A 14,689-nucleotide genomic window follows, 5' to 3' on the forward strand; every position below is an offset into this window, starting at 1 on the left:
TGAATGCACTTTCGCGCCATTACCCGCATCGTCGGTCTGCTGGTAATTCTTTTTTCAGTGACAATGATTCTGCCCGGCCTCGTCGCATTAATTTATCGCGACGGCGCGGGACGGGCGTTCAGCCAGACATTTATGATGGCGCTGGTGATCGGCTCGCTGCTGTGGTGGCCGAACCGTAAAAAGAAAACCGAACTCAAACCCCGCGAAGGGTTCCTGATCGTCGTTCTGTTCTGGACGGTGCTGGGCAGCGTAGGGGCCATGCCCTTTATCTTTGCGGAGCAGCCGCATCTTTCCGTCACGGATGCGTTCTTTGAATCTTTCTCGGGCCTGACAACCACCGGAGCCACCACGCTGGTGGGGCTGGACTCGCTGCCTAAGGCAATCCTCTTCTACCGGCAGATGCTGCAGTGGCTGGGCGGGATGGGGATCATCGTGTTAGCAGTAGCCATCCTGCCGATTCTGGGCGTCGGGGGCATGCAGCTCTATCGCGCTGAAATGCCGGGACCCCTGAAAGACAATAAAATGCGCCCGCGCATCGCCGAGACGGCCAAGACACTCTGGCTGATCTATGTTCTGCTGACCGTAGCCTGTGCGCTGGCACTCTGGCTGGCGGGCATGCCGGCGTTCGATGCTATCGGCCACAGCTTTTCGACCATCGCCATTGGCGGCTTCTCAACTCATGATGCCAGCATCGGCTACTTTAACAGCAGCACCATCAATACTATCGTGGCGGTGTTCCTGCTGATCTCCGGCTGTAACTACGGCCTGCACTTTTCCATGCTAAGCGGACGTAACCTGCGCGTGTACTGGCGGGACCCGGAGTTCCGCATGTTTATCGGCGTTCAGCTGACGCTGGTTCTGATCTGTACGGTGGTGCTCTGGTTCCACAATGTCTATGCCAGCGGCTGGCAGACCCTGAACCAGGCCTTTTTCCAGGTGGTGTCCATGGCGACGACGGCGGGTTTCACGACCGACAGTATCGCTCGCTGGCCGCTATTCCTGCCGGTTCTGCTGTTGTGCTCAGCTTTCATTGGTGGCTGTGCCGGTTCAACCGGGGGAGGCCTGAAGGTGATCCGCATTCTGCTGTTGTGCAAACAGGGTAACCGCGAGCTTAAGCGTCTGGTTCACCCGAATGCGGTGTACACCATTAAGCTGGGCAATCGTGCGCTGCCGGAGCGTATTCTGGAAGCCGTCTGGGGATTCTTCTCGGCCTATGCGCTGGTGTTCCTGGTGAGCATGCTGGCGATCATCGCCACGGGCGTCGATGACTTCTCCGCTTTTGCTGCCGTTGCCGCCACGCTGAATAACCTCGGGCCGGGCTTAGGCGTCGTGGCAGACAACTTCACGTCTATGAATGATGTGGCGAAATGGATACTTATCTCTACCATGTTGTTCGGGCGTCTCGAGGTTTTCACCTTGCTGGTGCTGTTCACGCCTACTTTCTGGCGTGAATAATTAATAAGGATGCTGACATGAAAGCGCTGATTCTCTATTCCACCCGCGACGGGCAAACGCAGAAGATTGCTTCCGCTCTTGCGGAGACCATCCGGCAGCAGCAGCCGTGTGATGTGCTGAACATCCAGGATGCCGCTGTGCCTGACTGGACACTGTATGATCGCGTACTGATTGGCGCCTCGATCCGCTATGGCCATTTTCAGCCGGTCGTCGAGACCTTCGTTAAGCAACATCTCCCTGCGCTGCAGCAGCGTACCAGCGGTTTCTTTTCGGTAAACCTCACGGCACGCAAACCTGAGAAGCGTTCTCCTGAAACGAATGCCTATACCCGGAAGTTCTTATTGCAGTCTCCATGGCAGCCTGACTGCTGTGCCGTATTCGCAGGGGCGCTCTATTATCCCCGCTATCGCTGGTTTGACCGTGTGATGATTCAGCTGATTATGCGTATGACCGGCGGTGAAACCGATGCAACGAAAGAAGTGGAATACACGGACTGGCAACAGGTGAGCCGTTTTGCCCATGAATTTGCACAGTTACCAGGCAAATCGTAGCGAAATAGCGCGATTTGGTGAAAATTACTTCGAACAGTAATCTTTTCGCAATAAACGCTTGTCAGGCCGCGCGAACTCCCTATAATGCGCCTCCATCGACACGGCACACCGGCAACGGGAAACGGGTTGAAGGTTCAGGAGACTGAGCCGCCGGAGAAAAACTTCTGAAAAAGAGGTTGACTCTGAAGGAGGAAAGCGTAATATACGCCACCTCGCGACAGGACGCTAACGCACTGTTCGCACTGCTCTTTAACAATTTATCAGACAATCTGTGTGGGCACTCGCAGGATTGATATCAGCGTCCCCGGACGCACAAAAATATCAAAGCCTCACGAGTGAACACATAATGAAATTCATTATGACGTTTTACAGATGAGCACCGCTGAACCCGTTTCAGCAAATCAAACTTTAAATTGAAGAGTTTGATCATGGCTCAGATTGAACGCTGGCGGCAGGCCTAACACATGCAAGTCGGACGGTAGCACAGAGAGCTTGCTCTTGGGTGACGAGTGGCGGACGGGTGAGTAATGTCTGGGGATCTGCCCGATAGAGGGGGATAACCACTGGAAACGGTGGCTAATACCGCATAACGTCGCAAGACCAAAGAGGGGGACCTTCGGGCCTCTCACTATCGGATGAACCCAGATGGGATTAGCTAGTAGGCGGGGTAATGGCCCACCTAGGCGACGATCCCTAGCTGGTCTGAGAGGATGACCAGCCACACTGGAACTGAGACACGGTCCAGACTCCTACGGGAGGCAGCAGTGGGGAATATTGCACAATGGGCGCAAGCCTGATGCAGCCATGCCGCGTGTATGAAGAAGGCCTTCGGGTTGTAAAGTACTTTCAGCGGGGAGGAAGGCGGTGAGGTTAATAACCTCACCGATTGACGTTACCCGCAGAAGAAGCACCGGCTAACTCCGTGCCAGCAGCCGCGGTAATACGGAGGGTGCAAGCGTTAATCGGAATTACTGGGCGTAAAGCGCACGCAGGCGGTCTGTTAAGTCAGATGTGAAATCCCCGGGCTTAACCTGGGAACTGCATTTGAAACTGGCAGGCTTGAGTCTCGTAGAGGGGGGTAGAATTCCAGGTGTAGCGGTGAAATGCGTAGAGATCTGGAGGAATACCGGTGGCGAAGGCGGCCCCCTGGACGAAGACTGACGCTCAGGTGCGAAAGCGTGGGGAGCAAACAGGATTAGATACCCTGGTAGTCCACGCCGTAAACGATGTCGACTTGGAGGTTGTTCCCTTGAGGAGTGGCTTCCGGAGCTAACGCGTTAAGTCGACCGCCTGGGGAGTACGGCCGCAAGGTTAAAACTCAAATGAATTGACGGGGGCCCGCACAAGCGGTGGAGCATGTGGTTTAATTCGATGCAACGCGAAGAACCTTACCTACTCTTGACATCCAGAGAACTTAGCAGAGATGCTTTGGTGCCTTCGGGAACTCTGAGACAGGTGCTGCATGGCTGTCGTCAGCTCGTGTTGTGAAATGTTGGGTTAAGTCCCGCAACGAGCGCAACCCTTATCCTTTGTTGCCAGCGATTCGGTCGGGAACTCAAAGGAGACTGCCGGTGATAAACCGGAGGAAGGTGGGGATGACGTCAAGTCATCATGGCCCTTACGAGTAGGGCTACACACGTGCTACAATGGCGCATACAAAGAGAAGCGACCTCGCGAGAGCAAGCGGACCTCACAAAGTGCGTCGTAGTCCGGATCGGAGTCTGCAACTCGACTCCGTGAAGTCGGAATCGCTAGTAATCGTGGATCAGAATGCCACGGTGAATACGTTCCCGGGCCTTGTACACACCGCCCGTCACACCATGGGAGTGGGTTGCAAAAGAAGTAGGTAGCTTAACCTTCGGGAGGGCGCTTACCACTTTGTGATTCATGACTGGGGTGAAGTCGTAACAAGGTAACCGTAGGGGAACCTGCGGTTGGATCACCTCCTTACCTGAAGATACCTTCCCGCGAAGTGCTCACACAGATTGTCTGATAAAAAGTCACGAGCAGAAAAAACCTCTACAGGCTTGTAGCTCAGGTGGTTAGAGCGCACCCCTGATAAGGGTGAGGTCGGTGGTTCAAGTCCACTCAGGCCTACCAAATTCGCACTCACGCTGCGTTATGTCTCCGGCTCGCATAGTTCACTATGCTTCGCGAAGACATGCCTTGCCTGAGCACGAATTGCATTTCTCACGAAGTGTACTCGGTTGAGTGGTAGTAGTGGTCTCTGCAGTAACTGTATGGGGCTATAGCTCAGCTGGGAGAGCGCCTGCCTTGCACGCAGGAGGTCAGCGGTTCGATCCCGCTTAGCTCCACCATACCTGCTGTTTTTTCTGAAATACCTCAGAGCGTACCGGCGACGGTGTGCTGTGACGTATTATGCTCTTTAACAATCCGGAACAAGCTGAAAATTGAAACGACATGGCGCGTTCATTCTCCGTAATAAGAATGAAATGACGACATGTTCGAGTCTCTCAAATGCTTACAGTCTGCAGCGTTGAAAAACGCCTGTGGGTTGTGAGGTTAAGCGACTAAGCGTACACGGTGGATGCCCTGGCAGTCAGAGGCGATGAAGGACGTGCTAATCTGCGTAAAGCGACGGTAAGGTGATATGAACCGCTACAGCCGTCGATGTCCGAATGGGGAAACCCGGTGCACTCAGTGCATCATTGCAGCATGAATACATAGTGCTGCAAGGCGAACCGGGGGAACTGAAACATCTAAGTACCCCGAGGAAAAGAAATCAACCGAGATTCCCCCAGTAGCGGCGAGCGAACGGGGAGCAGCCCAGAGCCTGAATCAGCATGTGTGTTAGTGGAAGCGTCTGGAAAGTCGCAGGGTACAGGGTGATACTCCCGTACACAAAAGCACACACGCTGTGAGCTCGATGAGTAAGGCGGGACACGTGGTATCCTGTCTGAATATGGGGGGACCATCCTCCAAGGCTAAATACTCCTGACTGACCGATAGTGAACCAGTACCGTGAGGGAAAGGCGAAAAGAACCCCGGCGAGGGGAGTGAAACAGAACCTGAAACCGTGTACGTACAAGCAGTGGGAGCACCCTTGTGGTGTGACTGCGTACCTTTTGTATAATGGGTCAGCGACTTATATTCTGTAGCAAGGTTAACCGTATAGGGGAGCCGCAGGGAAACCGAGTCTTAACTGGGCGTTAAGTTGCAGGGTATAGACCCGAAACCCGGTGATCTAGCCATGGGCAGGTTGAAGGTTGGGTAACACTAACTGGAGGACCGAACCGACTAATGTTGAAAAATTAGCGGATGACCTGTGGCTGGGGGTGAAAGGCCAATCAAACCGGGAGATAGCTGGTTCTCCCCGAAAGCTATTTAGGTAGCGCCTCGTGAACTCATCTCCGGGGGTAGAGCACTGTTTCGGCTAGGGGGCCATCCCGGCTTACCAACCCGATGCAAACTGCGAATACCGGAGAATGTTATCACGGGAGACACACGGCGGGTGCTAACGTCCGTCGTGAAGAGGGAAACAACCCAGACCGCCAGCTAAGGTCCCAAAGTCATGGTTAAGTGGGAAACGATGTGGGAAGGCACAGACAGCCAGGATGTTGGCTTAGAAGCAGCCATCATTTAAAGAAAGCGTAATAGCTCACTGGTCGAGTCGGCCTGCGCGGAAGATGTAACGGGGCTAAACCATGCACCGAAGCTGCGGCAGCGACACTATGTGTTGTTGGGTAGGGGAGCGTTCTGTAAGCCGTCGAAGGTGTGCTGTGAGGCATGCTGGAGGTATCAGAAGTGCGAATGCTGACATAAGTAACGATAAAGCGGGTGAAAAGCCCGCTCGCCGGAAGACCAAGGGTTCCTGTTCAACGTTAATCGGAGCAGGGTGAGTCGACCCCTAAGGCGAGGCCGAAAGGCGTAGTCGATGGGAAACAGGTTAATATTCCTGTACTCGGTGTTACTGCGAAGGGGGGACGGAGAAGGCTATATCAGCCGGGCGACGGTTGTCCCGGTTTAAGCGTGTAGGCGGAGGGTCCAGGTAAATCCGGACTCTTTTAACGCTGAGGCGTGACGACGAGGCACTACGGTGCTGAAGTGATAAATGCCCTGCTTCCAGGAAAAGCCTCTAAGCATCAGGTAACACAGAATCGTACCCCAAACCGACACAGGTGGTCAGGTAGAGAATACCAAGGCGCTTGAGAGAACTCGGGTGAAGGAACTAGGCAAAATGGTGCCGTAACTTCGGGAGAAGGCACGCTGGCGCGTAGGTGAAGGGACTTGCTCCCGGAGCCGAAGCCAGTCGAAGATACCAGCTGGCTGCAACTGTTTATTAAAAACACAGCACTGTGCAAACACGAAAGTGGACGTATACGGTGTGACGCCTGCCCGGTGCCGGAAGGTTAATTGATGGGGTTATCCGTAAGGAGAAGCTCTTGATCGAAGCCCCGGTAAACGGCGGCCGTAACTATAACGGTCCTAAGGTAGCGAAATTCCTTGTCGGGTAAGTTCCGACCTGCACGAATGGCGTAATGATGGCCAGGCTGTCTCCACCCGAGACTCAGTGAAATTGAACTCGCTGTGAAGATGCAGTGTACCCGCGGCAAGACGGAAAGACCCCGTGAACCTTTACTACAGCTTGACACTGAACATTGAGCCTTGATGTGTAGGATAGGTGGGAGGCTTTGAAGCGCGGACGCCAGTCTGCGTGGAGCCATCCTTGAAATACCACCCTTTAATGTTTGATGTTCTAACGTGGCCCCGTGATCCGGGGTGCGGACAGTGTCTGGTGGGTAGTTTGACTGGGGCGGTCTCCTCCCAAAGAGTAACGGAGGAGCACGAAGGTCAGCTAATCACGGTCGGACATCGTGAGGTTAGTGCAATGGCATAAGCTGGCTTGACTGCGAGAGTGACGGCTCGAGCAGGTGCGAAAGCAGGTCATAGTGATCCGGTGGTTCTGAATGGAAGGGCCATCGCTCAACGGATAAAAGGTACTCCGGGGATAACAGGCTGATACCGCCCAAGAGTTCATATCGACGGCGGTGTTTGGCACCTCGATGTCGGCTCATCACATCCTGGGGCTGAAGTAGGTCCCAAGGGTACGGCTGTTCGCCGTTTAAAGTGGTACGCGAGCTGGGTTTAGAACGTCGTGAGACAGTTCGGTCCCTATCTGCCGTGGGCGCTGGAGAATTGAGGGGGGTTGCTCCTAGTACGAGAGGACCGGAGTGAACGCACCACTGGTGTTCGGGTTGTCATGCCAATGGCACTGCCCGGTAGCTAAGTGCGGAAAAGATAAGTGCTGAAAGCATCTAAGCACGAAACTTGCCCCGAGATGAGTTCTCCCTGACCCCTTGAGGGTCCTGAAGGGACGTTGAAGACGACGACGTTGATAGGCCGGGTGTGTAAGCGCAGCGATGCGTTGAGCTAACCGGTACTAATGACCCGTGAGGCTTAACCTTACAACGCCAGAGGCGTTTTTGAGAGACGCGATTTTCAGCTTTGTTACCGGATAACAGTTGTGTCCTGCGGAGTAAAGTCCGAAGGATTCTGCGCTGAGGCAAGGCGGCAACCGAGCGATGTGAAGGAGCATACTGACGTATGTGACTGAGCAGCGGGAGGGCGGCCAACGCAGCATCAGCACAGAAGACACAGGACAGAGCACAAAGAATTTGCCTGGCGGCTTTAGCGCGGTGGTCCCACCTGACCCCATGCCGAACTCAGAAGTGAAACGCCGTAGCGCCGATGGTAGTGTGGGGCCTCCCCATGCGAGAGTAGGGAACTGCCAGGCATTATACAAGTGAAGAAGCCCCGCACTGACGTGCGGGGCTTTTTTACGTCTGCCGATCGTGAAAAACCGCCTTCGGACCCCGAAAACTGCCTGAGAACACATCTCCGATACGGTAAACTACGGCCAGATAACTCAGTTAAGGCCGTCAAATGTCCAGCCAGCATCCCTCCTTAAAAGCCGACAATACACTTGGGCTTGAAGTACACACACAAAAACGCATCGTCGCTGAGACGCCTGCCGCCATTCTGGCTGCATGGCAGGCCAGCCAGCAGGATCAAACGCCTTTCCTTGTGCTCGGTGAAGGCAGCAATGTCCTCTTTCTGGATGATTTTGCCGGAACCGTGGTACTGAACCGCATTAAAGGCATCACCATTCAGGATGAATATGAGAGCTGGAAACTGCATGTCGGAGCCGGTGAGAACTGGCATGAGCTGGTCAAAAGTACCCTGGAAAAAGGGATCGCCGGACTGGAAAATCTGGCGCTGATCCCGGGCATGACCGGCTCGGCACCGATTCAGAATATTGGTGCTTACGGCGTGGAGTTAAAAGATGTCTGCGAATATGTGGATGTGCTTAATCTGCACAGTGGCGAAACAGAACGTCTGGATCGTGAAGCCTGTGAGTTTGGCTATCGCGACAGCATTTTCAAACACCGCTATCAGTCAGGCTATGTCATCGTCGCCGTCGGGCTATGCCTGCCTAAGCAATGGCAGCCTGTCCTGACCTATGGCGATCTGAAAACACTGAATCCGGCCATCGCCAGTGCCTGGGATGTCTATCACGCTGTGTGTCAGATGCGTCAGAGTAAGTTACCGGATCCGAAAGTCACCGGAAATGTCGGCAGCTTTTTTAAAAATCCGGTGGTGACGCAGGCGCAGTGCAGCGCTCTGCTGGCCCGGTTCCCCGCCATGCCGCACTATCTGATGCCAGAGGGAGAAACGAAGCTGGCAGCGGGCTGGCTGATCGATCAGTGCCAGCTTAAAGGCTATCGCATCGGGGGCGCAGCCGTTCATCAGCAGCAGGCTCTGGTGCTGATCAATGCTGACAATGCCCTGCCTGCCGACATCGTGGCGCTGGCCAGAGCGGTACGCGCCCGGGTAGGGGAGAAGTTTGATGTCTGGCTTGAGCCTGAAGTCCGGTTTATTCAGGCACAGGGTGAATGCAATGCCGTCGAGGTGATCGCATGAAAGACCACAATGTCCCGTTAAAGCTGGTCGATATTTTGTCTGACGGTGAGTTTCACTCTGGCGAGCAGCTGGGCGAGACGCTGGGAATGAGCCGGGCTGCCATCAACAAGCATATCCAGACACTGAAAAGCTGGGGACTTGATGTCTATACCGTCACCGGTAAAGGCTACAGTCTGCCTGCGCCAATCCAGCTACTGGATGAGCAGGCGATTCTCGCGCAGGTTGAGCAGGGCAATGTCTCGGTGATACCGGTGATTGACTCAACGAATCAGTACCTGCTGGAGCGCATGCATGACATGCCATCTGGTGCTGCCTGTATTGCTGAATATCAGCAGGCGGGGCGGGGTCGCCGGGGCCGTCAGTGGTTCTCTCCATTTGGCGCTAACCTCTATATGTCGATGTACTGGCGCCTGGAACAGGGCCCCGCAGCGGCGATGGGCCTCAGCCTGGTCATTGGTATCATCATGGCGGAGACATTACGCTCACTGGGTGCAGATGAGGTCAGGGTAAAATGGCCGAATGACATCTATCTCAACGATCGCAAACTGGCGGGTATCCTGGTTGAACTGACCGGGAAAACGGGCGATGCTGCGCAGATTGTGATCGGTGCAGGTATTAATCTGGCAATGCGAACCGCTGATGCCTCCCAGATTAATCAGGGCTGGATTAACCTGCAGGAAGCCGGAGTCACGGTGAATCGCAATGAGCTGGCAGCTCGTCTGATCAATCGTCTGCGCGAGGCACTGCCACTCTTTGAGCAGGAGGGATTAGCGCCCTTTGTGGCACGCTGGGCCGCGCTGGACAACTTCATCAACCGGCCTGTTAAGTTGCTCATCGGTGAACGCGAAGTGCACGGTATTGCGCGCGGTGTTGACAGCCAGGGGGGGCTGTTACTGGAACAGGATGGCGAAATAAAGGCATGGGTTGGCGGAGAGATATCGTTACGTCCTGTCTGAATAAAAAAAGCCTGCATGAATGCAGGCTTTTTTATCACTGGCGTTATTTACGCAGACGGACTTTATCAACAGCGTGATCGCCGCTTTTCGTCATAATCAGGCTGGCTCTCTCTCGTGTCGGCAGAATATTTTCCTGCAGATTAAGCCAGTTAATCTCTTTCCACAGGTTACCCGCTATCTCAACGGCTTCCGCCTCGGAGAGCTGGGCATAGTGATGGAAGTAGGAGTCGGGGTCGGTAAAGGCACCCTGGCGGAATTTCAGGAAGCGATTGATGTACCAGCTTTGCAGAAGATCTTCTTCTGCATCGACATAGATTGAGAAATCGACGAAGTCAGAAACAAAGACGTGATGGGGGTCATGGGGATAGTCCATACCGCTCTGTAAGACGTTGAGCCCCTCAAGAATCACAATATCCGGCTGCTGTATGACTTTGTCGCCATCAGGGATAACGTCGTAAATCAGATGCGAATAGACCGGAGCGGTAACCTGACTGGCACCTGACTTTAAATCTGAGACGAAATTGACCAGCCGGTGCATATCGTAGGATTGCGGGAATCCTTTCTTCTTCATTAAGCCACGCTCTTTGAGCACGGCATTAGGATGCAGGAAGCCATCCGTGGTGATTAATTCCACCTTGCGATGTTCAGGCCAGCGGCTGAGCAATGCCTGCAATACACGTGCTGTCGTGCTTTTACCGACGGCAACGCTACCCGCAATACTGATGATGTAAGGGATCTTCTGCCCGTTGGTGCCCAGAAACTGCTCCAGTACAGCCTGCCTGCGCACATTTGAACTGATATAGAAATTAAGCAGGCGCGAAAGAGGCAGGTAAATCTCTGCCACCTCTTCCAGAGAGAGGTCCTCGTTGATGCCTTTCAGCTGCGCAATCTCTTCCTCTGATAGCGTCATAGGAACGGAATCACGTAATGCCGCCCACTGCTCACGAGTGAATTCTAAGTAGGGCGTTGTCAGGGGAGTCGTTTTATCCATAAGCATGCATCTGACCGCAAATTCATTGCTATCACCGGCGTGTTATCCGATAAGCAGGACAACGCAGGTGATTTGAATCACGAATCGCTGGTTTATCAGTGAGAACAATGGGCTGGAGGGTATCACCAGTATGGCTTTTAACAGAAGTAAAAAGATAACTGTGATCTCGCTTTCGTCGGTATAGCCACAAAACGCGCCATTACCCAAGCCATTAACGACTTTATAACAGACAATGAGCCTGTAAAGCCGTTACAGGCTTCTTCCCACCCATAGTGCGTAACACCCTTGTTACCTGTCCCGGTGGCAGTGCCACGCATTAAGGCCTGTAAGGAAGCGAATGCGATATCCCCTCAATAAGCACACCATCCGGACCCTTCTGCCGGGTGCTGTTATAGAAAAGGGATATTGCCTTCATGGAAATATCGGCCTGTGAGCTTAGCCTCTAACCCAAAATCATCCTGACGTGACGAAAAAAGCGTCAGTCAGCGCATGGGCAGGATCTTTTTTCAGGAATAAGCGAAATAACCGGCGTAAGAACGCTGGGGGCAGGCATTGTAAAAAGAGGGGCAGGGGGGGAGTGAAGCCAGAGTAAAGTCGAGAAAAAAGGGCCAGACTGGACAAATATTCCGCAGAAAACCACTAAATTGCGATGATTTGCACAAATAGTAAGCGATAGAAAAAAATATGCGATTTTTTAGTTGCATCCGAACGCCGACCTTCCTAGAATGCGCGTCACTTGATGCCGGCTTAGCTCAGTTGGTAGAGCAACTGACTTGTAATCAGTAGGTCACCAGTTCGATTCCGGTAGCCGGCACCAATCAAGTAGGTGGGATTCCCGAGCGGCCAAAGGGAGCAGACTGTAAATCTGCCGTCACAGACTTCGAAGGTTCGAATCCTTCTCCCACCACCATCCCGACCTCGCGGTTGGGTTCAGATAAACGGCCTGTTTATCTGTCAGGTGAGTCACTTCTCACCCTGAATTCAGACTGAGCGTTAGCGAAGTCAACGTCGGTCAGCTTCGCTGACGGACAGTAGGTAGCAGAGGCATTCTCTGTTATCTGCAAGCTACAGAAAGAACAGGTAGCCGAGTTCCAGGATGCGGGCATCGTATAATGGCTATTACCTCAGCCTTCCAAGCTGATGATGCGGGTTCGATTCCCGCTGCCCGCTCCAGATGTGCTGATATGGCTCAGTTGGTAGAGCGCACCCTTGGTAAGGGTGAGGTCCCCAGTTCGACTCTGGGTATCAGCACCACTTCCTTTAATCTCCCTCCTGATTTTCTCTGTAACTTCCTTGCAGTCAGGCATTGCCTGGTTAATGTGATGATATCATTGATATATCCGTGTCTTAGAGGGACTAGCGATGGCTAAAGAGCAATTTCAACGTAACAAACTGCACGTAAACGTGGGCACCATCGGTCACGTTGACCACGGTAAAACCACCCTGACTGCAGCAATCACTACCGTACTGGCTAAAACCAACGGCGGCCAGGCGCGTGCATTCGACCAGATCGACAGCACCCCTGAAGAAAAAGCCCGCGGTATTACCATCAACACCGCACACGTTGAGTATGAGACTGCTTCACGTCACTACGCTCACGTTGACTGCCCAGGCCACGCCGACTATGTGAAAAACATGATCACCGGTGCTGCGCAGATGGACGGCGCGATCCTGGTTGTTGCTGCGACTGATGGCCCGATGCCACAGACCCGTGAGCACATCCTGCTGGGTCGTCAGGTTGGCGTTCCTTACATTATCGTGTTCCTGAACAAGTGTGACATGGTTGATGATGAAGAGCTGCTGGAACTGGTTGAGATGGAAGTACGTGACCTGCTGTCACAGTACGACTTCCCAGGCGACGACACTCCAATCGTTCGTGGTTCTGCTCTGAAAGCGCTGGAAGGCGAAGCTGAGTGGGAAGCGAAAATCATCGAGCTGGCTGAGCACCTGGACAACTACATCCCGGATCCGGTTCGTGCGATCGACATGCCGTTCCTGCTGCCAATCGAAGACGTATTCTCAATCTCTGGCCGTGGTACCGTTGTTACCGGTCGTGTTGAGCGCGGCATCGTTAAGGTCGGCGACGAAGTTGAAATCGTAGGTATCAAAGATACTGCGAAATCAACCTGTACCGGTGTTGAGATGTTCCGTAAGCTGCTGGACCAGGGTCAGGCAGGCGAAAACTGTGGTGTTCTGCTGCGCGGTATCAAGCGTGAAGACATCCAGCGTGGTCAGGTTCTGGCTAAGCCAGGCACCATCAAGCCACACACCCAGTTCGAGTCAGAAGTTTACGTTCTGTCTAAAGACGAAGGTGGCCGCCATACTCCGTTCTTCAAGGGCTACCGTCCACAGTTCTACTTCCGTACCACTGACGTGACCGGTTCAGTAGAGCTGCCAGAAGGCGTTGAAATGGTAATGCCAGGCGACAACATCAAAATGGTTGTTACCCTGATCCACCCAATCGCAATGGACGAAGGTCTGCGCTTCGCAATCCGCGAAGGCGGCCGTACCGTTGGCGCGGGTGTTGTTGCTAAAGTTATCGCATAATTACCGATAACGTTTGACGCAATGCACACGGAAAGGGCATCATTTGATGCCCTTTTTGCACGCTGTTTCATAGAACCTGGCTCATCAGTGATTTTCGATCATAATCATTGCTGAGACAGGCTCTGTCATGCGGCGTTGGATACCGAGTTACGCCCCAAAAGCTCATTCGGTTTGGACGCCTCGCACTGCGGGGCAGAATAGTTTCTGAATTATTGTGGCAGGTTGGTTTATGAGTGCGAATACCGAAGCTCAAGGGAGCGGGCGTGGCCTGGAAGCGGTAAAGTGGGTAGTAGTCGTATTACTGCTGCTTGCAGCGATTGTAGGTAACTACCTCTATCGTGATGTGTCACTGCCACTGCGTGCGTTAGCCGTAGTTGTACTGATCGCAGCGGCTGGCGGCATTGCGCTTTTAACGACCAAAGGCAAAGCGACCGTGGCTTTTGCTCGTGAAGCAAGAACAGAAATGCGTAAGGTTATCTGGCCAACCCGCCAGGAAACGCTGCACACCACGTTAATCGTTGCCGCGGTTACCGCCGTGATGTCACTGATTTTGTGGGGGCTGGATGGTATTCTGGTCCGTCTGGTATCGTTTATCACTGGCCTGAGGTTCTGAGATGTCTGAAGCTCCAAAGAAACGCTGGTACGTCGTACAGGCGTTTTCCGGTTTTGAAGGCCGCGTAGCACAGTCGCTGCGCGAGCATATCAAATTGCACAACATGGAAGAGCTGTTTGGCGACGTCATGGTTCCGACTGAAGAAGTCGTTGAAATTCGTGGTGGCCAGCGTCGTAAGAGCGAGCGCAAGTTTTTCCCGGGATATGTACTGGTTCAGATGGTGATGAATGACGCCAGCTGGCACCTGGTGCGCAGCGTCCCGCGCGTGATGGGTTTCATCGGCGGCACATCTGACCGTCCGGCACCTATCAGCGATAAAGAAGTTGATGCGATCATGAACCGTCTGCAGCAGGTCGGCGACAAGCCTCGTCCGAAAACGCTGTTTGAACCAGGCGAAATGGTTCGCGTTAACGACGGTCCGTTTGCTGACTTTAACGGTGTGGTTGAGGATGTGGATTACGAGAAGAGCCGCCTGACGGTTTCTGTCTCCATCTTCGGACGTGCAACACCGGTTGAACTCGACTTCGGTCAGGTGGAGAAAGGTTAACCTCTTTCCGCTCACAATTTAGCTGTTGCAGCAGGCGCGAAATTTAACTACAATTTCGCGCCTTTTGTTTTTATGCGCTGGCAACGG

8 protein-coding genes, 6 tRNA genes and 3 rRNA genes are annotated in these 14,689 nt (G+C 53.6%); 16 read left to right on the plus strand and 1 reads right to left on the minus strand.

All coding sequences use genetic code 11. The annotated features are described in order from the left end of the window. Positions 1–3 precede the first annotated feature (3 nt). The 9 genes from trkH to birA all read left to right on the plus strand — a co-directional run bounded on the left by trkH (position 4) and on the right by birA (position 9,904). On the plus strand, positions 4–1,455 hold the full coding sequence (trkH, locus tag AC6I7A_RS00975; RefSeq protein ID WP_009088529.1) for a Trk system potassium transporter TrkH: 1,452 nt from the start codon (positions 4–6) through the stop codon (positions 1,453–1,455). A 17-nt stretch (positions 1,456–1,472) separates the two neighbouring features. Continuing rightward, positions 1,473–2,006 carry a menaquinone-dependent protoporphyrinogen IX dehydrogenase gene (hemG, locus tag AC6I7A_RS00980; protein WP_058958527.1) on the plus strand — a complete coding sequence of 178 codons (534 nt, stop codon included), beginning with the start codon at positions 1,473–1,475 and terminating at the stop codon, positions 2,004–2,006. A gap of 410 nt (positions 2,007–2,416) precedes the next feature. Then, positions 2,417–3,956 (plus strand): 16S ribosomal RNA (locus AC6I7A_RS00985). A 73-nt stretch (positions 3,957–4,029) separates the two neighbouring features. Beyond that, positions 4,030–4,106: transfer RNA gene (locus AC6I7A_RS00990), tRNA-Ile, on the plus strand. Positions 4,107–4,248: 142 nt separating this feature from the next. Continuing rightward, positions 4,249–4,324: transfer RNA gene (locus AC6I7A_RS00995), tRNA-Ala, on the plus strand. A gap of 203 nt (positions 4,325–4,527) precedes the next feature. After that, positions 4,528–7,432 (plus strand): 23S ribosomal RNA (locus AC6I7A_RS01000). Between the two features lie 213 nt (positions 7,433–7,645). Beyond that, positions 7,646–7,761 (plus strand): 5S ribosomal RNA (gene rrf, locus AC6I7A_RS01005). Together the 16S, 23S and 5S rRNA genes with 2 tRNA genes alongside form the textbook arrangement of a ribosomal RNA operon. A gap of 149 nt (positions 7,762–7,910) precedes the next feature. Continuing rightward, positions 7,911–8,948: a UDP-N-acetylmuramate dehydrogenase gene (murB, locus tag AC6I7A_RS01010; protein ID WP_046100985.1), complete on the plus strand. Its 1,038-nt coding sequence runs from the start codon at positions 7,911–7,913 to the stop codon at positions 8,946–8,948. Then, on the plus strand, positions 8,945–9,904 hold the full coding sequence (gene birA / locus AC6I7A_RS01015; protein ID WP_046100986.1) for a bifunctional biotin--[acetyl-CoA-carboxylase] ligase/biotin operon repressor BirA: 960 nt from the start codon (positions 8,945–8,947) through the stop codon (positions 9,902–9,904). The genes murB and birA overlap by 4 nt, the downstream gene beginning before the upstream one ends. A gap of 43 nt (positions 9,905–9,947) precedes the next feature. On the opposite strand, the gene coaA is transcribed toward birA, so the two are convergent. Further along, the gene (gene coaA / locus AC6I7A_RS01020) at positions 9,948–10,895 is read right to left on the minus strand and encodes a type I pantothenate kinase (RefSeq protein ID WP_009092666.1); all 948 of its coding nucleotides are present in this window, start codon (positions 10,893–10,895) and stop codon (positions 9,948–9,950) included. A gap of 741 nt (positions 10,896–11,636) precedes the next feature. Between coaA and AC6I7A_RS01025 the strand changes: the two genes are divergently transcribed. The 7 genes from AC6I7A_RS01025 to nusG all read left to right on the plus strand — a co-directional run bounded on the left by AC6I7A_RS01025 (position 11,637) and on the right by nusG (position 14,602). Further along, positions 11,637–11,712: transfer RNA gene (locus AC6I7A_RS01025), tRNA-Thr, on the plus strand. 8 nt (positions 11,713–11,720) lie between these two features. Further along, a tRNA-Tyr gene (locus AC6I7A_RS01030) sits at positions 11,721–11,805 on the plus strand. 188 nt (positions 11,806–11,993) lie between these two features. Continuing rightward, a tRNA-Gly gene (locus AC6I7A_RS01035) sits at positions 11,994–12,068 on the plus strand. 5 nt (positions 12,069–12,073) lie between these two features. Next, positions 12,074–12,149, plus strand: a tRNA-Thr gene (locus AC6I7A_RS01040). Positions 12,150–12,257: 108 nt separating this feature from the next. Next, the gene (gene tuf / locus AC6I7A_RS01045) at positions 12,258–13,442 is read left to right on the plus strand and encodes an elongation factor Tu (protein WP_167429651.1); all 1,185 of its coding nucleotides are present in this window, start codon (positions 12,258–12,260) and stop codon (positions 13,440–13,442) included. A gap of 229 nt (positions 13,443–13,671) precedes the next feature. Further along, positions 13,672–14,055, plus strand: a complete 384-nt coding sequence (gene secE, locus AC6I7A_RS01050) for a preprotein translocase subunit SecE (protein WP_008927141.1) — start codon at positions 13,672–13,674, stop codon at positions 14,053–14,055. 1 nt (position 14,056) lies between these two features. Beyond that, positions 14,057–14,602 (plus strand): transcription termination/antitermination protein NusG, encoded by a 546-nt coding sequence (nusG, locus tag AC6I7A_RS01055; protein WP_003848088.1) that lies wholly within the window; start codon positions 14,057–14,059, stop codon positions 14,600–14,602. Positions 14,603–14,689 lie beyond the last annotated feature (87 nt).

It is taken from the genome of Type-F symbiont of Plautia stali, assembly GCF_059731105.1.

What these genes read in the sequence shown, in the direction of transcription:
- tuf (WP_167429651.1), top strand. Translation starts at nt 12,258, where the DNA reads ATGGCTAAAGAGCAATTTCAACGTAACAAACTGCACGTAAACGTGGGC.
- murB (WP_046100985.1), top strand. Translation starts at nt 7,911, where the DNA reads ATGTCCAGCCAGCATCCCTCCTTAAAAGCCGACAATACACTTGGGCTT.
- nusG (WP_003848088.1), top strand. Translation starts at nt 14,057, where the DNA reads ATGTCTGAAGCTCCAAAGAAACGCTGGTACGTCGTACAGGCGTTTTCC.
- hemG (WP_058958527.1), top strand. Translation starts at nt 1,473, where the DNA reads ATGAAAGCGCTGATTCTCTATTCCACCCGCGACGGGCAAACGCAGAAG.
- coaA (WP_009092666.1), bottom strand. Translation starts at nt 10,895, where the DNA reads ATGGATAAAACGACTCCCCTGACAACGCCCTACTTAGAATTCACTCGT.
- trkH (WP_009088529.1), top strand. Translation starts at nt 4, where the DNA reads ATGCACTTTCGCGCCATTACCCGCATCGTCGGTCTGCTGGTAATTCTT.
- secE (WP_008927141.1), top strand. Translation starts at nt 13,672, where the DNA reads ATGAGTGCGAATACCGAAGCTCAAGGGAGCGGGCGTGGCCTGGAAGCG.
- birA (WP_046100986.1), top strand. Translation starts at nt 8,945, where the DNA reads ATGAAAGACCACAATGTCCCGTTAAAGCTGGTCGATATTTTGTCTGAC.